This window comes from Hamadaea flava (assembly GCF_024172085.1).
Classification (GTDB): Bacteria; Actinomycetota; Actinomycetes; order Mycobacteriales; family Micromonosporaceae; genus Hamadaea; species Hamadaea flava.
Window position 1 is genome coordinate 7,770,681 of sequence record NZ_JAMZDZ010000001.1, and the last position, 25,824, is coordinate 7,796,504.

Genomic DNA, 25,824 nt, shown 5'->3' on the forward strand with positions numbered 1-25,824 from the left:
GGAGCAAGCCCATGCATCGATGTCGGCCCGGCCGCCGACGGCCGCATCACGCCCGAGCAGACCGAACGACTCGAGAGACTTGGCACCTGGATCGCCGGCCACCGAGGCCGTCTACGGCACCGTCGCCGGCGGCCTCGGCGAGGTGCCCGGCGTCACCTGGATCACCGCTCCGGAAGAGTCCGATGTCGACGGACACTGCACAGTGCTGGCCCTCGACCTGGACGGCGAGCTGGACCTCTATCGAGGCGCCGGCCGCGGCTGACGAGCTTGTCGGGACCTCACGCCGGCGGTGCTGTGCTGCCTCGTACGACGAGAGTCGTGGCGAGTTCGACTCGCGTACGCTTCGGCATCTCCCCGGTGGCCAGGGCGACGGCGAACCGCGCGGCGGCGGCGCCCATCTCCGCGAACGGCTGGCGCACCGTGGTCAGCGGCGGTGCACACCAGGCGGCCTGCTCGACGTCGTCGAAGCCGACGACGCTGAGTTGCTCGGGAATGAGCAGGCCGACTTGCCGGGCCGCCTCGTAGACACCCAGTGCCTGCAGATCGTCGCCGCAGACGATGGCGGTGGGCGGTTCGGGCAGGCGCAGCAGTTTGAGCGCGAGGTCGCGACCCTGCTCGAAGGTGAACAGTCCGCTGCGCAGGAGCTGCTTGTCGAACGGCGCGCCCGCGGCGTCCATGGCGGCCCGGAAACCGTCCAGGCGGGCCCGGGACGCGAGGTCCTTGACCGGTCCGGAGAGCACTCCGATGCGCCGATGCCCGAGATCGAGCAGATGGCGGGTGGCGTTGAGCGCACCGCTCCAGTTCGTCGAGCCGACGGAGGGTGTGCTGTGCAGATCGCTGGTGGGGTCGAGAGCCACCAGCGGTATGCCGTTGGACACCAGCGTCTCGCGGTGTTCCGGGGTGATCGCGGAGGTCACCGCGATCACCCCGGCGGGCCTGCGAATCAACAGCGTGTCCACCCACAGCCGGCCCGCTTTGCCCCGCCGGTGCACGTCGAGGTATCCGAAGGTCATGTCGTGGGCGGCGGCGACCTCCTCGACTCCGCGCATGATCTCCATGGCGATCGAGCTCAGCATGCCGTGGAACACGACCTCGAGATGCCGAGTCGACTGGCCGGACGTCGACTTGCGGTAGCCGTGGTCACGTAACAGTGCCTCCACGCGCCGGCGGGTCTCCTCGCTGATGCCCGCTCGACCATTGAGGACTTTCGACACCGTGGGCGCCGAGACCCCGGCGAGTTCGGCGATCGCCGTCACGGGCAGGTCGCCGCCGCGCCGTCGTCGATGGGGTCTGGGGCTCTCCGACATGGCAGCGAGTGTACGCAGGAGTGCGGAATGTGTCCGAGCTACCAGATCGATCGCGAAATTCTGTGCCGGGCTTCCGTGACGACGACCGTCCAGCGCAGCGCAGATCATCCTCGTGACCTGCTCTTCATCGGCGGCCCGGCTTCCTCGCCCGGGTACGCCTCGCAGAAAACTCGACCGACCAGCACTTGAATGTTTCGCTTCGGGCTGGCAACCTCACCGTCCTGGATGGGAGCGCTACCACGAGGTAGGGCCGCAGCCGGGAACGGCGGCTTCCTGGCTCCGAAATTTCCGGAGTACGTTAACGCGCACATTTCCAACAGATGGTGCCGTCAGATCAGGCGTCGTGCTGTCCCTGATCCCTATCTGCCTGCTCTTTTGTGGATCGCCGAGGTCACAAAATTGTTTCCGGAACTTTTCCGAAACTATTGCCTCGTAACAGAGCTCGATGGCAGCATTGGCGCGGATAAATCTCTCGAACAAGGAACGCCCGGCCGTCTCGCTTCGACGGCTCGGGCGACCGGCCAGTGAGGAGGCCAAGGTGGCTATCAGCCCCTCCGTCCACCATGGTGAGAGCCGGCGACACAGATCGCTCATCGTCAGAGCGCTGGTCGTCGGTGTGGTCAGTGTCGTGGCCGCTGCCACGGCCGCAGTGATGATGCCGTCGGCCGACGCGGCGGAGACCACGCTCGGTGCCGCGGCCGCGCAGTCGGGCCGCTATTTCGGTACGGCGATCGCGGGTGGTCGGCTCGGCGACTCGGCGTACACCACCATCGCTGGGCGTGAGTTCAACATGGTGACGGCCGAGAACGAGATGAAGATCGACGCGACGGAGCCCCAGCGGGGGCAGTTCAGTTTCAGCGCCGGCGACAACATCTACAACTGGGCCACACAACGCGGGCTGAAGGTGCGGGGCCACACCCTGGCTTGGCATGCTCAGCAGCCCGGCTGGATGCAGAGTCTGTCCGGGTCGACGCTGCGCCAGGCCATGATCGATCACATCAACGGCGTGATGGCGCACTACAAGGGCAAGCTCGCTGCTTGGGACGTGGTGAACGAGGCGTTCAACGAGGACGGCAGCCGCCGTCAGTCGAACCTTCAGGGCACCGGCAACGACTGGATCGAGGTCGCGTTCCGGACCGCCCGTAACGCCGACCCGTCGGTGAAGCTGTGTTACAACGACTACAACATCGAGAACTGGTCGTACGGCAAGACGCAGGGCGTGTACCGGATGATCCAGGACTTCAAGTCCCGGGGCGTGCCGATCGACTGCGTCGGACTGCAGACGCACTTCACCGGCGGCAGCTCACTGCCGAGCAACTTCCAGACCACGCTGTCCAGCTTCGCCGCCCTCGGCGTCGACGTCGCCCTGACCGAAGTCGACGTGACCAACGCATCGACCTCGCAGTACGCGGGCCTCACGCAGGCGTGCATGAACGTCCCGCGCTGCATCGGCATCACGGTGTGGGGCGTACGCGACAGCGACTCGTGGCGGTCCAGTGAGAGCCCCCTGCTGTTCGACGGCAGCGGCAACAAGAAGTCCGCCTACACGTCGGTGCTCAACGCCCTCAACGTCGTCAACCCGACGACCTCGCCGAGCTCGAGCACGACCCCGGGCGGCAGCGGCACGATCGTCGGGACGCAGTCCGGCCGGTGCCTCGACGTGCCCAACGCGTCGCAGACCAACGGCACCCGGGTGCAGCTCTACGACTGCAATGGGCAGGCGAACCAGAAGTGGACCTACACCGCCAGCAAGCAGTTGACCGTGTACGGCAACAAGTGCCTCGACGCGAATGGCGCGGCCACCGCGAACGGCACGGCGATCATCATCTGGGACTGCAACGGCGGGTCGAACCAGCAGTGGAACGTCAATTCCAACGGCACGATCAGTGGCGTTCAGTCCGGCCGGTGCCTGGATGTATGGGGGACCGGCAACGGGCAGCAGGTCCAGCTGTATGACTGCCATGGGCAGGCCAACCAGCAGTGGCGTACCGGATTCAGCGGCCCATCGCCGTCATCGTCGTCATCGCCGCCGACTGGCTGTGCGCTTCCGTCGACGTACCGATGGACGTCGACCGGTTCGCTGACCAACCCGCAGAACGGGTGGGTCTCGCTCAAGGACTTCACCAACGTGGTCTACAACGGAAAGCACCTGGTATACGGGTCCAACGTTTCTAGCGGCGGATCGTATGGCTCGATGAACTTCAGCCTGTTCACCAACTGGTCCGACATGGCCTCGGCCACCCAGACCGGGATGAGCCAGGGCACGGTGGCGCCCACGCTGCTCTACTTCGCCCCGAAGAACGTCTGGGTGCTGGCGTACCAGTGGGGTCCGAACTCGTTCAACTACAAGACCTCCAGTGACCCGACCAACCCCAACGGCTGGTCGTCGCCGCAGGCCCTGTTCACCGGGACGATCTCGAACTCCGGCACCGGCGTCATCGACCAGACGCTCATCGGCGACGACCAGAACATGTACCTCTTCTTCGCCGGGGACAACGGCAACATCTACCGGGCCAGCATGCCGATCGGGAACTTCCCGGGCAACTTCGGCTCGAATTACACGACGATCATGAGCGACTCGCAGTACAACCTGTTCGAGGCGGTCGAGGTCTACAAGGTTCAGGGCCAGAACCAGTATCTGATGATCGTCGAGGCCATCGGGAGCCAGGGGCGCTACTTCCGCTCGTTCACGTCCAGCAGCCTGGGCGGCTCGTGGACTCCGCAGGCCGCCAGCGAGAGCAACCCCTTCGCCGGCAAGGCGAACAGCGGCGCGACCTGGACCAACGACATCAGCCATGGTGACCTGGTCCGCACCAACCCCGATCAGACCAAGACCATCGACCCCTGCAACCTTCAGTTCCTCTACCAGGGCAAGAACCCCAGCGCGGGAGGCGACTACAACCTGCTGCCGTGGCGGCCGGGTGTGTTGACCCTGCAGCGCTAGGCGACAGGCGGCCGGTCAAGGGCTGAACCTGTTCGCTCACCGCTCGGGCGTGCCCGGCTTCGGCCCGGGCCGGGCACGCCCGTCTCCCAGCTAAGTTCGCACGTCTATCGCGCCACGTGAAGGGCCTCGTCTCGGACCCCGGCTCGTCGGCAGGGCCAGCCCAACCCGCACGCCGCTCGGGCAGTACCGGTAAGGCCGGAGGCCAGCAGCGCTCCAGTGATCGGTGACAGGCCGATCACAGCCGCGACCGCGAATGCCAGCACCGATACGACTGCTAGCCGAACCTCGCGGCCTGGTGGTCAGAAGAACCGCAGATACAGGTAGGGGACGCAGACTGCGACGGTGATGACGGTGACGACAAGCCCATACTTGGTGAACTGCCAGAACGAGATCGGTCTGCCCGAACGCTCGGCGATGCCGAGCATGACCACGTTGGCCGACGCGCCGATGGCTGTGGCGTTGCCGCCGAGGTCGGCGCCGAGCGCGAGGGCCCACCACAGCACGTTGCCGGTCGGGGTGCCGTCGGCGTGGACGAGGTCGGCGACGATCGGGCTCATCGTCGCCACGTAGGGAATGTTGTCCACGATGGCCGACAGGGCGGCCGACGCCCACAGCAGCAGCATGGTGGCACCCCACAGCCGACCGTCGACGGCATCGGTGGCGGCGCTGGAGACGGTGTCGATGACACCGGTGTTGACCAGTCCGCCGACCATGACGAACAGTCCGGCGAAGAAGATGAGCGTATGCCATTCGACGTCGCGGGCGATCTCGTCCGGATCGAGGCGGGACGCCGCGAGCAGGATCAACCCGCCGACGATCGCGACGACCGACGGCTCTAGGTGCAGCAGCGAGTGCAGTAGGAACGCGGCGAGCACGACCGCCAGGACGGCGAGACTGACCGCGAGCAGGCGTGGGTTGCGGATCGCCTCACGTTCACGCATCGCCAGCACCGACGCGACCCGGCTGCTGTCGGCAGAGAACGCGTGGCGGAACAGCCACCGGCACAGGGCCAGGAACACCACGAGCAGGATCAGCACGATCGGCGCCAGCACCGACAGGAAGTCGTTGAACGTCAGCCCGGACCTGCTGGCGATGATGATGTTCGGCGGGTCGCCGATCAGCGTCGCGGTACCGCCGATGTTGGAGGCCATGACCTCGGCGATCAGGAACGGCGCGGCAGGCAGGCCGAGCCGGTCGCACACGAAGAGGGTCACCGGCGCGACCAGCAGGACAGTGGTGACGTTGTCCAGCCCCGCCGACGCTATTCCGGTGATCAGCACGAGGATGACCATCACCGGGTACGGCCGGCCGCGGGCGCGTTTGACGGCCCAGATCGCCAAGTATTCGAACAAACCCGTGCGGCGCAGCACCGCCACGATCAGCATCATGCCGATCAGCAGGAAGATCACGTTCCAGTCGATGCCGGAGTCCGAGGAGAAGAACGCCTCCTCGGCATTCGTGGCTCCGATGAGCAGCATCGCGATCGCCCCGCCGAGCGCGGCAGCCACCCGGTGAACCCATTCGGTGGCGATCAGGACGTACGCGGCGGCGAAGACGGCCACCGCCAGCCAAGCCTGAACGCTCACAGCGGCAGCACCCGGTCCAGCAGCGCGTGCAAGGTGACCGCACCGAGCAGCGCGCCGTCGACGACGGCCACCAGGGGGCTGCGCGTACGCGCCATCAGCGCTGCCATCTCCAACGCGGTCGCTTGCGGCGGTACGACGGGTAGTTCGTGGGGTTGTGGCGGCAGTAGCTCGCGCACAGTGCGGTCGCCGAGTTCGCGGACGAACACGTCGGCGGCGGCCTCGTCGACCAGATGGGTCAGCGCGGGATCGTCCTGGCAGTAGGACGGCACCGCCAGCCGCAGCACCTGCGTACCGGGTAGGACGGCGAATGGTCGGCCCTGGTTGTCGACGACGATCAGACCGGGCAGATCGGCATCGGCCAGAATCCGGGCCGCCTCGATAGCGGGCGTCGTGAGAGTGACCGTCGGATAAGGCTGAACGAGGTCGGCGGCGCGCACGAGAGTCTCCAAGGGTCGGCGAACACTGTGCCGACCAGACTTCCCGGCGCTCCGGCGGCCACCCTATCGGTTCTGTGACGACTTTGCGACTCGCCGTGCTCAAAGTGGCGTTCAAGGGTCCTGAGACGTCGTGCTCTGGCTGGCCCGGGTGGGCTTTCGCCCCTCCGGCGGGCGGTACTAACGCCTCATTCTCCGCATGCTCAGGTAGAGCGTGGCGGCGCCGAGTACGGCGGTCACGGCGCCGACGGACACGTTGCTCGCGACTGCGGGCGTGGTGTTGACCGTGCCGCGGATTACCCACGGTGACACGAACGCCCAAATACCGAGAACGGGAATCACCCAGGTGACGCCGTGCCAACGCTCAAACGACGCGGTCAAGCCGCAGGCGAGCGCGACGAGCACCGCGCCGGTGGCGATGTTGCTGATCGCGAGCGGTGCCAGCGATTGGAAGCCGACCACCCAGGGTGAAATCGCAAGATACAACCCCGATAGCAGAACGAGGCCGGTGACGACGTGAGCGGCCCAGGTCTCGTTGACCTGTTCGTACTTCTGGCGCAACGCCACAATGTCGGGATGCCGCTCGATGCTGATCGTGGAAGCCATGGTTTGCCACCCCCAGAAAAGCCCAAAGAAGGAGTGCAATATGCGGCTACCGCGCACCGCCTGGTCACCGTTGATCGGGTGATGCGCTGGCGGGCTGCCTTACCTCCAGGCTAGTACCGCCCGGGGTGCAGTCAACCTGCGGATCGGGCACGGGCCCGTCGGCGCGCTCAGCGCCCTCACCACGAGCGTTCGGGTGATCGAGACCCCGGAAGCCGGTCGTTCGTGGCAGGTGGAACCGGTTCCCGTCATGATCGGGGCCTTGGCCCCTACCTCGTGAGCGTCCCCGTGCTGCGCTCTAGACCGGGCATTCGTGCTGGAGGTGACCGATGATCACGCTTTCGACGCAGCCACGCGTCAAACCGCCCGAAGATGACGGCTTGGTCGGCGATCGCGGCCAACACCCTCGGGCTCGTCCTGCTATCCGGGAGCTGGCTTGAAGGGCGTGTGCCCCGACGCCACAGGACCTTGGCCTCTGCGTGGGCGATCCCGCAATGCGATGTGATGACCGGTGACTATTCGGCGAGCCAACAGCTGACCAGCTCAACGCGGTCTTGGGGGAGTCATGGACACTCTGGTGATCGGGATCGGTGAGGAGCATCGGCACGACTACGCACTCGGTCTCGTGGCGGTACGTGAACTGCGGAGCCCGCACACGCAAGGGATCGAGTTCATGGAAAGCGATGGAGAGGCCACAACGCTGGTCGACGCCTGGGCAGATGTTCCCCTGGCGATCATCGTCACCGCCGGCGACATGGGCGACGCACCCGGCCGTATCCGGCGGATGGGGTTACACGACGCTGCCCTGACCAGCAATGACTCGCCAATGGGCGAGGCGATGGCGCTGGCCCGGTCGCTCGACCGGATGCCGCACAGGCTGCTGGTCTTCCGCGTCCAGATCCACGACGGATCGCCCGGTGACGGCCTCTCGTCGCCCGCGAGTCTGGCTGTCGGCGAGGTGATCAGCGAGATCGCGGACCTGCTCGTCACCCAGCGTTGGGCGCGTCAGTGAGGGGTCCCGCCTACGCTGTGCCGGGCCGAAGGTCCCGTCTGTGGTAGGCGGTCGGCACTTGGCCAGCTGAAACCCCGCTCTCACGCTGGACACATGAGCGAGAAGGAAATCCACGACGCCAGCCGGGAGACGGTGCGAACGGTGGTCGATCGTCCGCAGGCCCAGGGCACGCACGAGGAAGAGCTACTGCGATACCTCGGCGGCGTCGCGTACCGCGAGCAACGTGAGGAGTCTCGCTCGAAGCGGGATGTGGCGACCGAGGAGAACAGGCGATGACTGTCGCGCGTACCTGGACCGTCGAGGTCTTCATCGACGAACACGAAGATGAGCGGCGTACTCACGCGGAGGCGCGGCTGCACACGCGTGATCGCACCAACTTGAAGGGCGAAGGTGTCGCGACGCGGCGACCCAGCGACACCGAGGTCCCGGAGATCGGCGAGGAGCTCGCCGTCGCGCGGGCACTCGCCGACTTGTCGCATCAGTTGCTCACTGCGGCCGCGGGTGACATGGAGCAGGTCGCGGGCTGATCACCCGTCGGGCAGCTCGGCTTTGCGAGCCGTCACGGAGGCGAAGCGAAATGGCAGTCATGGGGACCCGGCATCCGGCCCGGCGGCGGTGGAAGCTGTGGAACGCCTTCACCTTGCGGGTGCTGCACACGCCACTGCTTGAGCGGCTCGCTGAGCAGCAGGTGTGCGAGCTTCGTTTCCGGGCGCGGCACAGCGGCGGCGAAGTGGTGCTGCCGGTCATGTACGCCCAGCATGACGACCTACTCGTCGTGCTGGTCGGTGGCCCTGAGGGCAAGCGGTGGTGGCGCAATTTCACGATGCCGTGGCGGGTCGAGGTCTTCCTTCGGGGGAGCGCGCGTTCCGGTGTCGGGCACCTCGTGCGGACGGGTTCGCCGCAGCGGCCGGAGGCGGCCCGCATCTACGGCGGCCGGTTTCCTGACCTGGCGGTCAACGACGATCCGATCGTGGTCATCGAGCTCGATCCGGTTCATTGACCATGGCATCGACCAGTCATTGCCACACCAGGGGCGGCATATCCGAGGATCGGCTACTCGTGGTCGGATCGGGACCCACGGGTCTGGCGCTGCAAGCGACTTCGCTGGCCCGCAGGTGCAACTGATCGACCGGCGTGCTGCTGCGATCCGGCCGTCGCGCGCGATGCTTCTGAACGTACGCACCCTGGAGGTACTGCGCCCGCTTGGCGTGACGGACGCGCTGCTTGAACAAGCCATGACCGCGCCACGAATGCAGCTGCACGTGGGCAAGCACACGGTGCCGCTGACCCTTGCCGACTTCGCGGTTGACGACACCGCGTTTCCGCACCTGCAGCCGACCTTCTGACAGAACAGGTCCGGGGGCTGCGCACAGTGGGACCTCCGTGTCTGGGGGCGGATGCCTCACCAGGAGTGGACTGTGAATAGAGGGCTATGAGCGTCTGCGAACAGCAGGCCGACCAGCCGGGACGACGCGCTTGCACGACGTGAAGGAGCGAGCTGCGATGACTGTCTACGTGGACGTCCAGAACGAGCAACGCCAAGAATCCCGGGCCGATGAGCGCTCGCCGATCCGGCAGTCCGCTGCGAAAAGGGCCGCCCGCGCCTATTCCATGGCCGTCCGCGCGACCGAGCAGTTCATCGTCGGACTGCCGGGCACGCCCACCCACGCGGACCTCGACCGCTACGCCAGCCTGATCGACCGTGAGAACGCCGCCTGGCAGGTACGCCGGGAAGCGTTCGCCGCGCTCGCGGTGCACGACCAGGCGCAGATGAGTTGACCTCGTGGCGGACTTCGATGCGGCGTTCAACCTGGTCAGCATCGATCTGGGAATGCTGCGGGAACTTGTGGAACCGGCCGACGCCACGTTTACCAGCGTCTACGTGGCTGACGCCGGAAGCGGCGGCCGGGCCGCGGCTGGCAGCCAGACTCACCGGCAGATGATCGCCTCCCGGCTGGCGAGCGCGGGCGCACCTGCGGCGGACATCGACGCCATCTGCAGGGCGTGGGCCGCCACCGGAGGTGGGTCAGACCGCTTCCTCGTCGCCTGCGACGGCGAAACCCGGCTGACTCAGTGTCTGCCGGGTGCGGTGACGACCGATGTCGCCCGCGTCGGCGCGCCGCCGCCGCTCGGGCCGCTGCTCGCTTGGTGGCAGCGGCATCCGGCGTACGTCGTGAGCCGCGACGTCGATGCCGCGAAAGTGCTTGCGCTGGCGCGGTCGAGCGGCGCTGATCTCGTGCTGGCGGCGCAGGACCACACCGACGACCTAGTGAACCAGGTTCGCGGGCTGGCTCCGTCGATCACCGTGCTAGAGATCGGCAGCGGCCCGGTGACCGACGAGTCGATCCAGCAGGTGCTAGATGATTACGCCGCGGCCACCAGCGCTGAGCTGCGACTGGCGCTGGACGCCTTCGCCGTTCCACACAGTGTCGCCGTCCAGGGAGTCCACGCGACGCTCGCGGCACTGGCAGTCGGCCGAGTCGACACGGTGCTGGTGGTAGACGATCCTGACGATCGGCGAAGCGCGTGGTTCGGACCGGTCGAGCTGTGCGCCTCGCTGCCGGACCCCGTGCATCCGCAGCGAACCCCGCACGGTGGCCGCCTGGTCGACGTGGCGATCCGGGCAGCCCTGCTCACCGGGGCGCGGATACGAATTCTGAGCGGCGATCAAGCGCGCGGCTTGCGCGGAGGGCTCGGCGCCCTCATCCGCTGATGGCAGTGGGGCGGGGTCCATCTGTGCGTCACCGTCGAGGCCGACATCGCGGTGCAGGTGGACGTGGACCGGCTCGTCGCCCGGCGCTGCCGAATGGCCACGTCGACCCGCTCGCCAACGTCCGGCGGCATCATGGACCACTTTCTGCCGGTGAGCGAGTTCGACGACGACACGTGGCAGCGGGTGCTGGAGGTCGAATCCAGCACACCGTGTGGCGACGGTTCTGCGCAGTGGCGGGGGCCTGCAATGGGCCGTCCGAAGGTCCCGAACCGGACACTCCGCCGAGTGCTGGCCCGGGTCGGTTGCTGGCCGGCGCCGTGGCCGTCACACAGTTCGTTCGGGACCTTCGGCCCGAACGAAGGACGGGTTCCGCTGAACGCTGCCCTTGACCCGCTTCCAGCTCCGAAAATGGAAACGTGCGGCGGCCGGATCGCCGGCGGAGTCAGGAAGAACCGGTCATGCCGACCGGCAGGATCTGTGGCTCCGCTGTTCACACCCTGCCACGGCGGATTCTCCCGTGGAAGCACATCTGCCAAGGAGGCTGACATGAACTTCCGCATCGTCGTCGGCATCGACGGCTCCGAGGCCGCCCGGCGGGCGCTGCACTGGGCGGTGACCGAGGCCGAGGTCAGAGACGGCACCGTGCAGGCGATCGCCGTCTGGCACTGGGACGGCAGCGGCACCTTCGCGCCCATGGCCACGACGCCGGCCGAAGAACGCGACCGCGCGCAAGCTGTGCTCACCCGCGAGGTCGAATCGATGGTGAAGGACTTCCCGACAGTCGCTGTCACGGCCGACATCATCGAGGGTCACCCCGCCCGCGAACTGACCAAGGCCGCCCGTGACGCCGACCTGCTCGCTCTGGGCAGCCACGGCCACAGCCACCTGTACCAGTCCGTGCTCGGCTCGATCAGCGACGAGTGCGTACGCACTGCGACCTGTCCGGTCGTGGTGCTGCCGGCGACCAGAGCGCAGGCGGTCGCGCCAGCCGAGGCGTTGGCAAACAGCCGTTGAAGCCCTGAGCTGGGCGGCGTGCTGCCTAAACGGATGCCTGCTGTTCGGCGACGGCCGTCGCGAAGGCCCTCACCTGGCTCGGGTCCCGCCAGTCACCTGCCTTCGTCTTGGCCATCGCCGACGCGATCAAACCCTTGGCATCCGGTGTGAGTCGGCCGCCGAAGGTGACCGCGCCGAGCGCCCCCAGGTCCGCGGCGATCCGGGCAACCTGGGAAACCGGTGGAAGCGCACCGGCATTGGCAGAGTTGTCGAGCGGCCCGCTGGCGACCAGCCACACCGGGACCTGCCGAAGCGCGACGCGATGACGCCTGGTGAACCGGCGCGCGTCTCGGTGCCACCGGCTGTTGTACAGCGCCCCGGCCACGATGACAGACCGGTAACCGTCGGCCGACTGAATTTCGGCGGCGGGCCGGACCTCGACCTGGATTCCGCGCGCGACCAGTTCAGCACCGATCATGTCGGCCAATCCCGCCGTCCCACCACGCTTGGAACCGTAAGCGATCAGGACTGTCATATCGGTTCTCCTTCCAATTGTGTACGGCCCGGCGACGCGGGGAGCGTCACCGGGCCGGACCCGGGGGAGATCACTTCACGATCACTTGGCCGTGGCCTTGGCCTGTTCGGTTTCGACGAGGGCGAAGCCGGTCGATTTCGGGGTGGTGAAGGCGTGGGCGAGTCCGGCCAGCGCCAGCAGGAGCATCAGGGCGGCGGCGCCGTAGGCGACGAGTGCGGCCTGACCGGCCTTGGTGCCGAATTCGCTGAAGCCGTAGCTGGTCAGCAGCAGGCCGCGCAGGGTTTCGCCTTTGAAGACGGTCTCCCGTTGAGCGGTGACGTCGGCCAGTTGCTTGGTCAGGTCGTCGACCTTGGCCTGGTCGACCGGGGTGGCCTTCTGTGCCTCGGTCAGCTGGTTCTTCAGCTGCGTCTGGGGGGTGCCGAGGTCGGCGTAGGTCTGGCCGCCGGCGATCGACTTCAGGTGCAGTCCGATGAATTCGTTGGCGTAGCACTCGGCTTGCTTGCCGGTGGTCATCGGCTGGCCGGCGTACTCGACGAGGCAGGCGGCCTTCTTCTCTTCGTCGGTGAGGGTGTCGGCGGTCTTGAAGGTGATGTGCTGCGCGGCCAGCTGGTCGTGCACGTAGGTGTTGGCGAAGCTGGCGTTGGCGCCCAGCACGATGCCGGCGACCAGCAGGAGCGCGGCGATGGCGAGCCCGCCGATGCTGAACAGGAGGTCGAGGGTCCGGCGTTTCATGGTGTGCTCCTTCAGGAGGGGGTGAGAAACACTTCGTTGCCCTCAGAGCATCGGTTCTGGACGGTCGTGGCAGCAGAGACACAGTTCCCGGATCGGGTGGGACCAAAGACTCCGATCGGAGGGACTGTCAGCCCGGCGTCTGGTGTGGATAAGACAAGGGCGGTGCGGACCGTCGAAGGTCCACACCGCCGTGTCCGGCCCACCGGCTCGCCCGCGTTCCCAAGTGGACGTCCGCTCAGGCCCTCCTCGCAGAAAGCCAGGTGTCCGAACTGGAACATCACATCGCACTGGTCCGGGCCACGGCAGAGGACAAGGTCCCGACCGGCTCCGCCTCACGGCCTGTGCCGCGGACCAGTGCCCCCTGGGCCGCGAGGACCCCGTCGGCATCCACCTCGGGCACACGGTCAAACTGTTGTTGGACGCGGACAATCCCGGGCGGTGGATGCTGCACTGCCACAATACCTAGCACGCGGCCCACATCATCACTGCTCGCGGCGGTGGCGTACGCGCCACACGATCACGGCGACGATCGCGATGACTGCCACGGTGAGCGCGGCGTACTCGCCGAATCGGGCGGCGACGGTCCGGTAGGCGTTGCCGGCGAGGTAGCCGAGGACGACGCTGGCGGCGCCCCAGATCAGGCCGCCGACGGCGTTGGAGGACAGGAAGGTTCGGTAGCGCAGGTGGGCCGTGCCGGCCAGGAACGGCATGGCGGTCCGCAGGAACGCGACGAAACGGCCGAAGAACACGGCGGGTCCGCCGTGCTTGGCCAGGAACTGCCGGGCTTGGTCGATACGTCGGCGGCGTCGTCGCAGCGGCCGGATGTCGAGCATGCGTACGCCGTAGCGGCGACCGATCTGGTACCCGACGCTGTCTCCCGCGATGGCCGCCAGCACGACGACGACGGCCATCGTGACGACGTTCGTGTGGCCGGTGCTAGCGGTGACGCCGCCGAGGATCGCCGCGGTCTCACCGGGGATCAGGAATCCGAGGAACATCACATTCTCGGTGAACACCAGCAGCGCCACCGTGAGGTAGACCCACCCGGCCGGCAGGCTGGTGAGGTGGTCGAGCAGTCCGCTCACCCAGCCACCGCGAGGCGGCCGGCGACCAGCGGCCGCAGCCGCGTACGGGCGACCAACGCGGCGAGACGGGTCAGCCGCCGGTGGGCCAGTGCGTACACGATGATCGCTGTCGCCGCGCCCACGGCCAGCCCAGCGAGCACATCGCCGGGATAGTGGGCGCCGATGTACACCCGCGAGAACGCCATGAACAGCGCCGCGACCGCAGTGATCTGTCCCAGGCGACGGCTGGCGAACCACAGTCCCGCCGCAGCGGCCCCGGCCATCGTGGCGTGATCCGACGGGAACGACCAGTCGGTGCTGCGGTGGGCGAGGATCAGCAGGTCCGGATGGGCGGTGTACGGCCGCGGGCGGGCGGCCAGCGCCACGAGCGGCTGGTTGATCGCCACCGCTGCCAGCACCGCCAGCCCCGCGCACCAGACAGCCGCCATCTGCTGCGCAGACCCTCTCCGGCGGGCCATCCACCAGCCGACGACCAGGAATGCCGCGAACAGCGCGACACCGAAGTCCGCGTACCCGAGCACGAGTGGGTGCGCCCAGCCGGTCGCCCGGGCCAGCCGGTTGATCGCGTACAGCCAAGTGGTGTCCATACCGCCGAGTCCCTTCGAGATGGTGCGATGCCCGTGACGGCTGGCCTCATCCCGCCGTACCGAGCGGGCGGATGGTGTCCGCGCCGATGAGGTTTCAACGGGCCGCGGACGGCGCAGGTGGCGTCGACACGCCAGCCTGTATATACAGCTATACTGGAGTCATGACGGACCCATCGACGCCTCGATATCACGCCATCGAGCAGGCGCTACGCCAACGCTGCCGAGACCTGCCCGCACACGCGCCCCTGCCGTCCGAGTCGCAGTTGAGCGCGGAGTTCGGCGTCAGCCGGATGACGGCCCGGGCCGCCGTGACCCGGCTGGTCACCGCCGGACTCGTCTACCGCGAGTCCGGCCGGGGCACCTTCGTCGCGCCGCCCGCGTCGAACCGGCGCGCCGACAGCTTGGTGCGCTTCACCGAACAGATGCGCCGCTCCGGACGCACGGCCACCTCGCGGCTCGTCGGTACCGACGTCCGGGAAGCGACCGACGCCGAGCGCACCGACCTGCGCCCAGGCAAGAACGGCGTCATCGAGATCCGGCGCGTCCGCCTCGCGGACCAGACACCCATCGCGGTGGAGACCGCGGTCTTCGCCGCCACCCTGATCGCCCTACTCGACAGCGACCTGACCGAGTCGCTGCACACAGCGCTGGTACGGCTAGGTCGCGTCCCGACCAGCGGCCGCGCCACGGTCACCGCCGCGTGCGCCACCAGCGAGGACGCCGACCTGCTCCGCATCCCGCCCGGCTCGGCGGTGCTGATCGAGCGGCGGCTGATCAAAGACCAGCACGGCCACCCGCTGGAACGCACCGAAAGCCGCTACGCCGCCAACCGATACGGCCTCGACGTCATCTTCGACGTCGACCAGTCCTGACCCGTCGAAGGGGAGACCATGCGCACCGTCGCCGAAGTCGCCAAGATGATCGACCACTCGCTCCTACGGCCACAGCTCACCACAAGCGACATCGAGGCCGGCTGCGCCCTGGCCGACCGCTACCACGTCGCATCCGTCTGCGTACGCCCATGCGACGTGCCGCTCGCCGCCACCTTGCTGGCCGGAACCGACGTGCTCGTCGGCACCGTCGTCGGTTTCCCACACGGCAGCCACGCGACGCCGATCAAGGCCGCCGAAACACGGCTGGCGATCCAGCAACGCGCAGCCGAGATCGACATGGTGCTCAACATCGGACGCCTGCGCTCAGCCGATCCGACCTTCGTCGAAGACGACATCCGGGCAGTCGTCACCGCGGCGGACGGCGCCTTGGTGAAGGTCATCCTCGAAAACGCGTACCTCACCGACGAACAGAAAGTCGCCGGTTGCCAGGCTGCCGAACGCGCCGGCGCCCACTTCGTCAAGACGTCCACCGGCTTCGCCGACGGCGGCGCGACGATGGACGACCTGCGTCTGATGCGCGCGTCGGTGTCCGAGGCGGTCCAGGTCAAGGCCGCAGGCGGCGTACGCACCCTGGACATCCTGCTCGCCATGGCCGACATCGGAGTCACCCGATTCGGAGCCACCGCGACCGCTGGAATTCTCGACGACCTGGACCACCGTCTACGGCATGGCTCCCCGCTTCCAGCGGATCTCGCCGCCACAGCAGCTACCTCCTACTAGCGGAAGGGGATCGCGTACGAACTGGTTGCCTAGGACGCTGTACCGGTTGTGCTGCTTCGACGAGGACAAGGCACGAGCCCACCATGATCTCCGACGGCATTCGGCCGGCAACGTCTCGAAACCGGTCGGGGTAGAGGCTGCGCCACGGCGGTCGAAGGTAGTCGCCGTCGCCGTCCGCCGCGCGCCGAGTTCCATCTCCAGGGGACGCAGTTTCACTATGTGGGTCTCGGTTCGCTCAATCTCCACCATGGACCCCCGCATGCGGTTGACCATGTGCAACATGCGGGATATCTTGCCGTATCACGCAAGCAACTTCCAGATTGGATCGCTCATTCCACAGCTTCACCCCCAGGGCGTGCCCCCGTCGCCCCAGTGACTCCAGGAGCCCCTCATGCGGAAACGCGCCACGCGGACAACCGCCATCGCCGCCACGGTCATACTCGGGTTCGGTCTCGCCGCCACAGGCCCCGCCGCCGGCCGACCCGGTGGGGACCCATCGGGCGGGCGGGTGGTCGACACCGGTGACAGCATCGTGATCCGTGGCACGACCTACCGGATGCGGATCGTCAAGGACGGCTTCCGGTACTCGTTCGAGACCCCGACCGGCGAGCCCGTCGCGCCGGCCCACCCGAGTTCCGGCCTGCGGATCAAGTCCGCCACTGCGACCGACTTCAGCGACGCGGCCGACACCTGGCTGATCTCCGGTCCCAAGTCCGCCACCGCCGTGTTGGCTGTGACGATGACGGACGGTGCGCGGGTCAACGTCCACATCCAGCCGACCGACACGTACGCCCGGGTCACGGTGCCGGACCTGCCGGGCCAGAGCAGCACCGTCGACTTCCGTACCGGCGGGGTGGCCCCGGCGTACGGGCTCGGCGACTATGGCTCGTTCGCTGACGGCCAGCCCGAGCAGGGCACTCCATGCAGCGGAAATGTCCAGGTCCGGCCGAGCACCGAACTGACCGGCCTGGTGCTGGACAACCTGACCAACGAGGGCAGCTGCAAACGCTTCATCACCAACTTCACCGTCTTCCCTAAGCAGCGGTTCGGTCAGGTGTGGTTCGCCGAAGGCCAGAAGCGGGTCGGTCTCACCTCGGACGAGAACCGGCTCGGCGCCACCGGCGTCGACGAGGTGAACAGCCTGTACTACTTCGTCGGCCGCGATCTGCGCCAGGTGTACGCCGACTACCGGCAGGCCCGGCACCGCCACGGGTACCTCGACGCCAAACCCCGCGAGTCCGCCGTCGGGCTCGGTTGGGAGGCGTACGGCGCGCTCGCCTGGAACACGTATCAGTCCTCGGTGATGGACACGGTCCAGAAGTTCATCGACCAGGGCTACCCGCTCAGCTGGGGCGTAGTCGGATCCGGCTTCTGGCCGGGGCCGCGCGGAAACAAGGTCGAGGGCACCACGAACAGCTTCGGGATGTGGGACGACACCGCCGAGGAGGGCCGCGACGACGGGCTGCCCAACCCGCGTTACCCCGATCCGGACGCGCTGAAGAAGCTCTTCGCCGACAACGACATCAAGCTCCTGCTCGGCGCCCGCAACAACTTCAAGGCCCTGCCGGCCGACGGCGGCAACTACAACCCGACTTACGACGGGCAGTTCGTGCAGACAGCGCTGGACAACGGCTACCTGTTGCGTAACGCCGACGGCACGCCCCGAGTGGTGACCCGGGCCCAGTTCCCTTCCGGCACCAGCTACGTCCTCGACGGCGCCAACCCGGACGCGGTGCGCTGGTACGTCGACCAACTACGAGCCTGGGGGGTGGACGGATGGAAGGAGGACACCATGCTCTACGACCCGAACTTCCACCTCGACGGCAACTGGAACACGGTCCAGAACGCGCTGCACGACGCCAGCGAACTGCTGATGGTGCGCAACGCGGCGTACTCGGTGCCGGGTGACATGATCCGGATCAACGACACCATCTACGGCACCGGCGAGGCCTACCACGAGGACCCGGACCGGATGCCGGTGAACCTGCTCAACTACGCCGCCTCCGGCGCCGGAAGCCTGTCCGGCGACATCGTCGGCGGCACCCCGGGCCCGTCGCTGCAGGACCCGGCGTACCAGCAGTACTTCGTCCGCAACGCCCAGTTCAACGCGATGCTGCCGGTGCTGACGTTCGGTAAGGGTCCGTGGGAACTCGGCCGGGACGACTATTCGGCGTCGATGAAGCGGCTGGCGTTGTGGCACGAGGCGCTGCGGCCCTACATCTACGACGCGGTGCTGGACGGGTACGAGACCGGGTTCCCGAGCGCGGTTACCCCGCTGCCACTTGCGTACCCGGACGATCCGGCCACATACGACCTGCCGAACGACACCACCCGGCAGTACGAGTGGATGTTCGGTGAGTCCCTGCTCGCCACTCCGGTCTTCGGCGCTGACTTCGCCACGGCGCAGGCCCGCGACGTGTACCTGCCAGCCGGAAAGTGGATCGATGTCGAGACCGGGGCGGTGTTCCACGGACCGACGACCCTGACTGGCTACGCGATCGGCACCGACCGGATCCCAGCCTTCGCCGGCGGCAAGGGTGTGCTGGTCACCGGCACGGCCGGGGCGCTCAACGCCGAGGTCTACCCGGTCTCGACCGATTCGCGCTACACCGCCGGCCGGGGCGGCAGCGCCGTCACCGTCGAGAACGCCAACACCGGCTGGGATCCCAGCTCGCTCACCGTGCGGGACATCAGGACCGGCGCTCGGGTCGGCTACCGGATCGACCCGGTCACCGGCGCGCTGCGCTTTCCGGTCGCCGCCGGGCACACCTACCGGCTCACCGGCGGCGGCACCGCCGGGCACACCGTCGCGCTGGACACCGCCATACCCGGCCGGGTCAGCGGCCTGCGGCACGACACCGGCACCAGCACCACGACGTTGAGCTGGGACCCGGTCGAGGGCGCCCGGTCGTACGTGGTGACGGCACAACTGCGGCAGGAGTGCGGCACCACCACCCCGGAGCGGGTAGTCGGCTCGGCGACCGGCACCAGCCTGGTGTTCGGCAACGAGCGTGCCGCCGGCATCTACCGGGTGACCGCGACGAACAACGTCGGCGGTGGAGAGCCGTCGGAGCCGCATTCGATCGAGCCGTTGCCCGGCGAGGTGGAGCCGGTCGTTGTCGTCACCAACGAGGGGACGCCGACGACCTGCGACCCGGACAACCCGGCGTACAGCGAGTCCGGTGGCTGGCTCTCCAGCAGCCTGAAGGGCTTCGACGGCACGGGCAGCCGGTACACGCGCACGGCCGGGCTCACCGCCACCTGGCGCGCGATCCTGCCGGCTGGCAGCTATCAGGTCGAGGTTTGGTCACCCTCGAACACGATTTGCAGCGCCCACGCGACGTACACGGTCGGTGAGGTGACGGTGCCGGTCGACCAGTGCGCCACCGGCGGGTCGTGGCACTCGATCGGCACGTACCCGCTTTCGGCCGGGCTCGCCGCAGTCACGTTGACGTCGGGTTCCGGTGCTACCCGGGCGGACGCGGTCCGCTTCACCCTGCAGGAATGAGCGGGCGGCTCCCGATGCCGAGGTAGCGCAATCCGAGGCATCGGGGGTTGGGTCGTCTCGTGGTGACTGATGGTGCCGAATCACAAGCCAGCCGCGGGAGCGGACCGGCGGGCATGAGGATCTGCGGGCGCGCTCAGGGGCTGGGTGTCAGGCCGGGCAAGGCGCCGTGGCGGTGCAGGAGGCCGCTTCGCGTCACGTTGCCGGCCCTCAGGTGGGCTGTGTGCCGGCAGGCGGTCGCGGTCTTGCCCACCCGTGGGCGATGAGCGGGCGATGGGTGCCTGATCACCGCCGCGGGGAGGATCTAGCAGCGGCGGATGAGTCGGGCGGAGCAGGCCGCCGTTGTTCCAGATCATCTCGGTAAAGCTCGGGTGGCGGTCCTCAGAAGAGAGAGATAGATAGGCAAACTTACTAACAACTATTAGGCTGCCTTCAATCGAAGGAGGCACCATGTTCCGGCGCATCCTGCTCGCGGCGGCCTGCATCGTGGCGGCCACGACCGCGGCACTGTCCACCTCACCCGCTCAAGCTGCAACGACGCAGCAGACGTTCATCACGTTCTACGGCTGGTACGACAACACGCCGCCCGGCGGCGACATCGCGTATCCCCAGATCCACAGCAGCGCGGGCGGCAAGGGCACCTATGCCGACCCGATCACTTTCGCCAGCGCGACCGCCGAACTGCCCGCGGGCAAACGGATCTACGTGCCGCGGGTGAAGAAGTACTTCATCATGGAGGACTCATGCCAGGAGTGCGAGGCCGACTGGAGCAGCCAGGGGCCCAACGGCGGACCCGGTCTGCGGCACGTTGATCTGTGGCTCGGCGGTGCGGGCGGCAGCGCGTTCGATGCGATCGACTGCGAAGACGCGCTGACCCACTACAACACCGACGGCACGCCGATCCTCGAACCGGTGATCGTCGATCCCTCGTCGTCCGAGGTCTACGACTCGACGCCGCTGTTCAACACGAGCACCGGCGACTGTTACGGCGGCGCCCAGCCCAACGTCACCATCGGTCAGTACAAGAACGTATCGACCGGCACCTGCCTGGACGACCCCGGCAACAGCTCATCGACCGGCACCGCGCTGACTGTCGCCGCCTGCACCGGCTCGGCCGAGCAGCAGTTCACCTTCCACGGCGCCTTCCTGGTGATCAACAACCTGTGCGCCAACAACTCCAGCGGCGTCATCAAGCTCGCCACCTGCACCGGCGGCCCGTCACAACAGTGGTCCATCAATCCGAACCTGACCATCTCCGACATCCAGACCGGCGGCAAATGCTTCCGGACCTCGGGCACGTCGGTCCTCGCGGGCAGCTGCACGGGCAGCGCGGCTCAATGGGCCTTCACCCCGAAACCGACCGGCCCCGAATTCGGCCTGACGATCAGCCCCTCCGGCGGCACTGTCGCTCCCGGTGGAACGCTCACGGCCACGGTCGCCACGACCGCGTCCGGCTCGCCGCTGCCCGTGACGCTCAGCGCCGCCGGCCTGCCGGCCGGAGTCACCGTCGCCTTCTCTCCCACGTCCGTGACCAGCGGCGGGTCCGCGACGATGACGCTCACTGCCGACGCGAGCACAGCGGCGGGTTCAGCCTCGATCGCGGTCACCGGCACGTCCGGCTCGCTGTCTCATTCCAGCTTGTACGCCTTGAGCGTCACCGGAGCCGGCGGAACCGCCCGTTACGAGGCGGAGAATGCCGCGATCAACCAGGGCAGCGTGGCCGCCAACCACCTGAACTTCTCCGGGACCGGCTTCGTCGACTACACCAACGTCACGGGCTCTTCAGTGACGTTCACGGTCACCACGTCCGCGACGGGCGCTGCGCCGGTGACGATCCGGTACGCCAACGGAACCACCACGAACCGGCCGATGAACGTCTCGGTCAACGGAACGCTGGTCGCGTCCAATGTGACCTTCGGGGCGACCGCGAACTGGGACACCTGGGCTGACGTGACGCGTACGCTGAATCTGGTGGCCGGGTCGAACACCGTCACGCTCACCGCCACGACCGCCAACGGCGGCCCGAACCTGGACTACGTCGACGTCGGGCCGATCGTGGTGCCACTGCCGGTGACCCGGTACGAGGCGGAGACGGCCACGATCTCGCAGGGCATCGTGGAGACGCTGCATCCCGGTTACTCCGGCAGCGCGTACGTCAACTGCGACAACGTCGCCGGATCGTATGTCGACTGGACGGTCGACGCGACGGCCGCCGGACCGGTGACGCTGCGCATCCGGTACGCCAACGGCACGACAGCCAACCGTCCTTCCTCGGTCGCGGTGAACGGAACCGTCGTCGCGACACCGTCGTTCGCCCCGACCGCGAATTGGGACACCTGGACGACCGTCACCGTGCCGGTGACGCTGGCGGCGGGCTCCAACGCGATCCGGATCACCGGCACGACAGCCACCGGGCCGGCCAACCTGGACTACCTCGAGACAGCCTGACGCCACGGGCTGCCGTGTGCCACGCGCCGGAGCACGGCAGCCCGCCCGATCAGCTTACGATGAGCGTCGCAGCGCGACCTGGTGTCCCCAAGGCCCGCGCCTGTCCTCGGCTGCTCTGGCATAGACGACTCTCCGACATGGCAAGTGCTGTCGCCTGGCTGCCGACGCCCACCACGATCACCTAACGGTGGTACGCCTTCGGCAGGCGCATGCCCCGCTCGGCCATGATCTGCCGGACGCGATCCGGATAGTCGGTGATGATCCCGTCGACTCGCAGATCGATGAGCGCACCGATGGTCGCCGGATCGTCGCACGTCCACGGGACCACCTTGAGACCGCGGGCGTGGGCGTCGGCGATCATCTTCGCGTCCGGATAGAACCGGAAGCCAGGGTCGGAGATCTTGCCGTTCTGCGGGAAGCCGTAGTTCGGCGAGAGTGTCGTCACGCCGGGAATGGCCGCGGCAGCCCGGACGAAGTCACCGCCGAAGTCGTCGGCGTCGAGGCCGCCGAGCCACGGCGACGCACCCGGTTGTCCGACCTGCAGAAAGTCGTAGTTCGTCAGGGCCACGAGCGGCCAACGTGGGGCGAGGCGATGCATCTCGCGCAGGGCGCCCCAGTCGAAGGACTGGATGGTCACCTGGCGCTCGATGCCGGACGCGTGGATTTCCTCGTATACCCGCCGGACGAACAGCGCCCGCGGCGCTGTCTGCTCGGGCGCGCCCGCCTCGACCTTGGTCTCGATGTTGAGCGTGACCTCGCGCGCCCGGTACGCCTTGACGAGATCCAGCACGTCGGACAGCTCGACCATCCGGAAGCCGTGGACGACCTCCTGTTCCGGGAACCCAGGCAGCTGCTGATAGCCGCAGTCCATGGTCTTGATCTGAGCGAGCGTCAGATCCTTGATGTACTTGCCGACGTACGGATACGACGGGTCACCGGCGATCACGGGCGCGGTGTCCCGGCACTTCGTGGCCGAGATCTTGCGATCGTGGTTGACCACGACCTTCTCGTCCTTGGTGACGTGGGTGTCCAGCTCCAGGGTCGTGACCCCGAGCTGGAGCGCTTTCGCGAAGCCTTCCAGCGACTCTTCGGTAGTCAGACCCAGCCCGCCTCGGTGTGCTTGGAGGTCGAAGTGGGTCTTCTGCGGTAGGACGCCCGGCCCGGCGGCGTCGGCGGCGTACGCGGAGACCGGCGTGGCGAGCAGCCCGACGGCCACAGCACCCACGATGAAGTGGCGAAATGACATGGGATGACGCTCTCAACGCGTCCCGCACCTGATCATGGCCGGGGGTTGAGGGCACCGTGAACAGTCCCCGAACGTCGCCCCGCCCGGGCCTCGCTTGCCCGGCGGTCGGTGCGGCGGGCAGGCGAGGCGCGGACGTCGGGTCAGACGTCGAGATAGTCGAGGTTGGCGCAGCCGGCAGCCGTCGTGGCGGTCACCCGGACGGTGTTCGCACCGGCGGCGAGGTTGACGGGCACCGAGGTGATCGCCCAGGTATCCCAGTTCGCCGTCCCGGCGAAGGTTGGTGAGGCGACCACTGTTCCATTGACCGACACCGTGGCCGGCCGGGTGGTCGTCGTGCCGTTCGAGTAGGCGATCCGCAGGGTCGCCGGCCCGGCGGCCGTCCCGTTGACCGTCCACTCGACGTAGCTACCGGCGATGTTGTCGGTGTTGACGAAGCCGGTGCCGCTGAAGCCGAGATGATTGGCTTCCACCACGCCCTGCGAGATGGTGGCGTTCTCGGCCTCGTATCGCAGTGGCGGGGGAGAGGTCGCAGCGATGTCCACGTAGTCGAGGTTCGGATCGCCACCGGCTGTCGTCGCCGTGGCGCGAAGGCTGTTGGTTCCGGCGGTCAGGGTCGCGGTGACCGTGACGGTCGCCCAGGTGTCCCAGTTGGCCGTCGGCGGGAAGGAGACCGCAGCGGCGACGGTGACGCCGTTGACCGTGATGTCCATCGGACGGTCCGCCGTCGTGCCGTTGGCATACCGGAACTTGAGCGTGTGCGGTCCCGCCGCGTCGACCTGGACGTTCCACTGCACGTACGCGCCGAGCACGTTGTCGCTGTTGACGTAGCCGGTGCCGCTGTAGCCGGTGTGCGTGTTCTCCAAGACTCCCGGCGAGTAGGTGGCGTCCTCAGCCTCGTAGCGTCCGGGTGGCGGGGCGGTCCCGCAGTCCTCGGTGGAACTGGCTGCGCTGACGCGCAGCGCGCCGCCGGTCGTGTTCTGGCCGGTCGCGCAGTAGCCGTTGACGCTCTGGAAACCCACGTCGTAGGCCGAGCCGGTGCCGCGCTCGGCGGTGAAGTCGGTGAATCGCAGGTTGCTGCCGGTGTTGGCGATGACGGCGGGGCGATTGTCGTTGGTCTGGAAGTCGACCGAGCTGTCGACGAACGAGACGTTGTTCGCGTTGTGGAGGTACCACCCGTAGGCGGGCCTCGTTCCGATGCTGTTCGGGTTGTAGTTGGTCGGGTCGTTGCTTGGTACGCCGGTCGAGATGGCCGAGCTGCCACCCGGCACGGTCAGGTGCACGTTGGTGAAGGTGACGTCGCTGATCTGGTTGCCGCCGGCTTCGCCCCACAGCGTCGGGCTGTAGACCGGGCTGCTCTTGCCGACGCCGGTCACGTTCTCGTAAGTGATGTTGCTGATGTGGCCGATGCCGGGGCTGTTGCCGCATCGTCTGCGCGTGCCGATCTTCTGCATGATCGGCGAGCTGACGCCGGTCATGGTGATGTCCTTGTAGTGGACGTCGGTGATGTTCGCCCCGTCCATGCTCACCATGCCCAGGCCGGACTTGTTCGCGCCGGTGATGGAGATCCGCTCGAAGACGTAGTCGGTGAAGTCCCCGCAGGTCTCGGAGCCGAACATCAGCGCGTTGCAACAGCCTGCGCTGGCGTGGGTGTCGGTCACGCGTACGTGGCCGTTGGGCAGTTTGGCGCCCAGCGCGTAGTCGCTCTTGAACACGATCGCGTCGTCGTTGCCGTTGATGTCGCCGTTGGTGATGGTCACGTTCGTCGCGCTGATGATGTTCCACGCGTCCCGGTCGGAGGCGGTGAAGATCTTCAAGTGGTCGGAGGTGATGTTGTTGCAGTTGTTGGTGAGGATCGCGAAGTGCCCGCCCCGGCGCAGGGTGATGTCATCGAGGACGAGCCCGTCGCATCGGGTCAGGGAGATGATCTTGTCGGCTTCGCCGGAGGCCGGATTGCCGGTGATCAAATTGCCGCCGCCGTCGAGCGTGCCGGTGCCGGTGAACCCGATGTTGGTCAGCCGGTCGCCGTAGAACATAGCGTTGTGGAAGTGGCTGTGCCCATAGTCCTGGTACGCGTCCCACTGGTTCGGCTCCGGCGGGTCGTAGGTGTCGGCGCTGGAGCCGATGACGGTGGAGCCGGCGTCCAGCTGGACGGTGATGTTGCTCTTCAGGTGGACGGTGTTGGCCGACTTGTAGGTGCCGGACGGAAATTGAACGATGCCGCCGCCTGCGGCGGCCGCGGCGTCGATCGCCTTCTGGATCGCGGCCGAGTCGTTGGTCGAGCCGTTTCCGGTGGCGCCGTAGTTCTTGACGTTGTAGGTCGCGGCGAACGCGGGTTGGTCGATCGCGCCCGCCAGTAGTACGCCCGCTGCGATGGCCATGGCCACGCGAAGCAGCCGTCTCGGTCTCATCTCCGACCTCCTGGGGAAGGGTCCAGACATTGGATGAATGACGGTGGACTTTCCCGCATGGCGCGGATATGCG

At 67.6% G+C, this 25,824-nt stretch carries 25 protein-coding genes; 15 read left to right on the forward strand and 10 right to left on the reverse strand.

All coding sequences use genetic code 11. The features are described from left to right. Positions 1–79: 79 nt before the first annotated feature. A complete protein-coding gene (locus HDA40_RS36310; protein ID WP_253762393.1) occupies positions 80–262 on the forward strand; it encodes a hypothetical protein in 183 nt (60 codons plus the stop codon). Between the two features lie 16 nt (positions 263–278). Here HDA40_RS36310 and HDA40_RS36315 read toward each other — a convergent pair whose 3' ends face one another. Continuing rightward, positions 279–1,307: a LacI family DNA-binding transcriptional regulator gene (locus HDA40_RS36315; RefSeq protein ID WP_253762394.1), complete on the reverse strand. Its 1,029-nt coding sequence runs from the start codon at positions 1,305–1,307 to the stop codon at positions 279–281. A 538-nt stretch (positions 1,308–1,845) separates the two neighbouring features. On the opposite strand from HDA40_RS36315, the gene HDA40_RS36320 reads away from it, so the two are divergent. Beyond that, positions 1,846–4,251, forward strand: a complete 2,406-nt coding sequence (locus HDA40_RS36320; RefSeq protein ID WP_253762395.1) for a non-reducing end alpha-L-arabinofuranosidase family hydrolase — start codon at positions 1,846–1,848, stop codon at positions 4,249–4,251. 299 nt (positions 4,252–4,550) lie between these two features. On the opposite strand, the gene HDA40_RS36325 is transcribed toward HDA40_RS36320, so the two are convergent. The 3 genes from HDA40_RS36325 to HDA40_RS36335 all read right to left on the reverse strand — a co-directional run bounded on the left by HDA40_RS36325 (position 4,551) and on the right by HDA40_RS36335 (position 6,877). Next, the gene (locus HDA40_RS36325; RefSeq protein ID WP_253762396.1) at positions 4,551–5,837 is read right to left on the reverse strand and encodes an ArsB/NhaD family transporter; all 1,287 of its coding nucleotides are present in this window, start codon (positions 5,835–5,837) and stop codon (positions 4,551–4,553) included. After that, on the reverse strand, positions 5,834–6,274 hold the full coding sequence (locus HDA40_RS36330; RefSeq protein ID WP_253762397.1) for a CBS domain-containing protein: 441 nt from the start codon (positions 6,272–6,274) through the stop codon (positions 5,834–5,836). Before HDA40_RS36330 ends, HDA40_RS36325 begins: the two co-directional genes overlap by 4 nt. Positions 6,275–6,451: 177 nt before the next feature. Beyond that, a complete protein-coding gene (locus tag HDA40_RS36335) occupies positions 6,452–6,877 on the reverse strand; it encodes an SPW repeat protein (RefSeq protein ID WP_253762398.1) in 426 nt (141 codons plus the stop codon). 562 nt (positions 6,878–7,439) lie between these two features. Between HDA40_RS36335 and HDA40_RS36340 the strand changes: the two genes are divergently transcribed. The 8 genes from HDA40_RS36340 to HDA40_RS36375 all read left to right on the forward strand — a co-directional run bounded on the left by HDA40_RS36340 (position 7,440) and on the right by HDA40_RS36375 (position 11,613). Next, positions 7,440–7,886: a hydrogenase maturation protease gene (locus HDA40_RS36340; RefSeq protein ID WP_253762399.1), complete on the forward strand. Its 447-nt coding sequence runs from the start codon at positions 7,440–7,442 to the stop codon at positions 7,884–7,886. Between the two features lie 93 nt (positions 7,887–7,979). After that, positions 7,980–8,162: a hypothetical protein gene (locus tag HDA40_RS36345; RefSeq protein WP_253762400.1), complete on the forward strand. Its 183-nt coding sequence runs from the start codon at positions 7,980–7,982 to the stop codon at positions 8,160–8,162. Beyond that, positions 8,159–8,413: a DUF1876 domain-containing protein gene (locus HDA40_RS36350; protein WP_253762401.1), complete on the forward strand. Its 255-nt coding sequence runs from the start codon at positions 8,159–8,161 to the stop codon at positions 8,411–8,413. Before HDA40_RS36345 ends, HDA40_RS36350 begins: the two co-directional genes overlap by 4 nt. Positions 8,414–8,463: 50 nt before the next feature. Continuing rightward, entirely contained in the window at positions 8,464–8,886 is a 423-nt protein-coding gene (locus HDA40_RS36355) for a hypothetical protein (protein WP_253762402.1), read from the forward strand. Positions 8,887–9,001: 115 nt separating this feature from the next. Beyond that, complete coding sequence (locus tag HDA40_RS36360) at positions 9,002–9,232, forward strand: FAD-dependent monooxygenase (protein ID WP_253762403.1); 231 nt, start codon at positions 9,002–9,004, stop codon at positions 9,230–9,232. Positions 9,233–9,389: 157 nt separating this feature from the next. After that, positions 9,390–9,665 (forward strand): hypothetical protein, encoded by a 276-nt coding sequence (locus HDA40_RS36365; RefSeq protein WP_253762404.1) that lies wholly within the window; start codon positions 9,390–9,392, stop codon positions 9,663–9,665. Between the two features lie 4 nt (positions 9,666–9,669). After that, entirely contained in the window at positions 9,670–10,599 is a 930-nt protein-coding gene (locus tag HDA40_RS36370) for a hypothetical protein (protein ID WP_253762405.1), read from the forward strand. Between the two features lie 546 nt (positions 10,600–11,145). Further along, entirely contained in the window at positions 11,146–11,613 is a 468-nt protein-coding gene (locus tag HDA40_RS36375; protein WP_253762406.1) for a universal stress protein, read from the forward strand. Positions 11,614–11,638: 25 nt separating this feature from the next. Here the strand turns inward: HDA40_RS36375 and HDA40_RS36380 are convergent, their stop codons facing one another. Together HDA40_RS36380 and HDA40_RS36385 are read right to left on the reverse strand one after the other, a co-directional pair. Next, positions 11,639–12,127, reverse strand: coding sequence for a flavodoxin domain-containing protein (locus tag HDA40_RS36380; RefSeq protein WP_253762407.1), 489 nt, complete (start codon positions 12,125–12,127; stop codon positions 11,639–11,641). Between the two features lie 81 nt (positions 12,128–12,208). Further along, a complete protein-coding gene (locus HDA40_RS36385; protein ID WP_253762408.1) occupies positions 12,209–12,859 on the reverse strand; it encodes a hypothetical protein in 651 nt (216 codons plus the stop codon). 223 nt (positions 12,860–13,082) lie between these two features. Between HDA40_RS36385 and HDA40_RS42655 the strand changes: the two genes are divergently transcribed. Then, complete coding sequence (locus HDA40_RS42655; protein WP_372503085.1) at positions 13,083–13,325, forward strand: multicopper oxidase domain-containing protein; 243 nt, start codon at positions 13,083–13,085, stop codon at positions 13,323–13,325. 16 nt (positions 13,326–13,341) lie between these two features. Here HDA40_RS42655 and HDA40_RS36390 read toward each other — a convergent pair whose 3' ends face one another. Then, a complete protein-coding gene (locus tag HDA40_RS36390; protein WP_253762409.1) occupies positions 13,342–13,944 on the reverse strand; it encodes a DedA family protein in 603 nt (200 codons plus the stop codon). Further along, positions 13,941–14,531: a phosphatase PAP2 family protein gene (locus HDA40_RS36395; RefSeq protein ID WP_253762410.1), complete on the reverse strand. Its 591-nt coding sequence runs from the start codon at positions 14,529–14,531 to the stop codon at positions 13,941–13,943. Before HDA40_RS36395 ends, HDA40_RS36390 begins: the two co-directional genes overlap by 4 nt. A gap of 161 nt (positions 14,532–14,692) precedes the next feature. Between HDA40_RS36395 and HDA40_RS36400 the strand changes: the two genes are divergently transcribed. The 4 genes from HDA40_RS36400 (at position 14,693) to HDA40_RS36415 (ending at position 22,097) form a co-directional block, all read left to right on the forward strand. Continuing rightward, positions 14,693–15,403, forward strand: a complete 711-nt coding sequence (locus HDA40_RS36400) for a GntR family transcriptional regulator (protein WP_253762411.1) — start codon at positions 14,693–14,695, stop codon at positions 15,401–15,403. A gap of 18 nt (positions 15,404–15,421) precedes the next feature. Next, positions 15,422–16,144, forward strand: a complete 723-nt coding sequence (gene deoC, locus HDA40_RS36405) for a deoxyribose-phosphate aldolase (RefSeq protein ID WP_253762412.1) — start codon at positions 15,422–15,424, stop codon at positions 16,142–16,144. Positions 16,145–16,535: 391 nt separating this feature from the next. Then, positions 16,536–19,652 carry a golvesin C-terminal-like domain-containing protein gene (locus tag HDA40_RS36410; protein WP_253762413.1) on the forward strand — a complete coding sequence of 1,039 codons (3,117 nt, stop codon included), beginning with the start codon at positions 16,536–16,538 and terminating at the stop codon, positions 19,650–19,652. Positions 19,653–20,099: 447 nt separating this feature from the next. Next, positions 20,100–22,097, forward strand: a complete 1,998-nt coding sequence (locus HDA40_RS36415) for a CBM35 domain-containing protein (protein ID WP_253762414.1) — start codon at positions 20,100–20,102, stop codon at positions 22,095–22,097. Between the two features lie 181 nt (positions 22,098–22,278). On the opposite strand, the gene HDA40_RS36420 is transcribed toward HDA40_RS36415, so the two are convergent. Both HDA40_RS36420 and HDA40_RS36425 read right to left on the reverse strand, forming a co-directional pair. After that, complete coding sequence (locus tag HDA40_RS36420; RefSeq protein ID WP_253762415.1) at positions 22,279–23,343, reverse strand: glycerophosphodiester phosphodiesterase family protein; 1,065 nt, start codon at positions 23,341–23,343, stop codon at positions 22,279–22,281. Positions 23,344–23,483: 140 nt separating this feature from the next. Next, entirely contained in the window at positions 23,484–25,751 is a 2,268-nt protein-coding gene (locus tag HDA40_RS36425) for a CBM35 domain-containing protein (RefSeq protein WP_253762416.1), read from the reverse strand. Positions 25,752–25,824 lie beyond the last annotated feature (73 nt).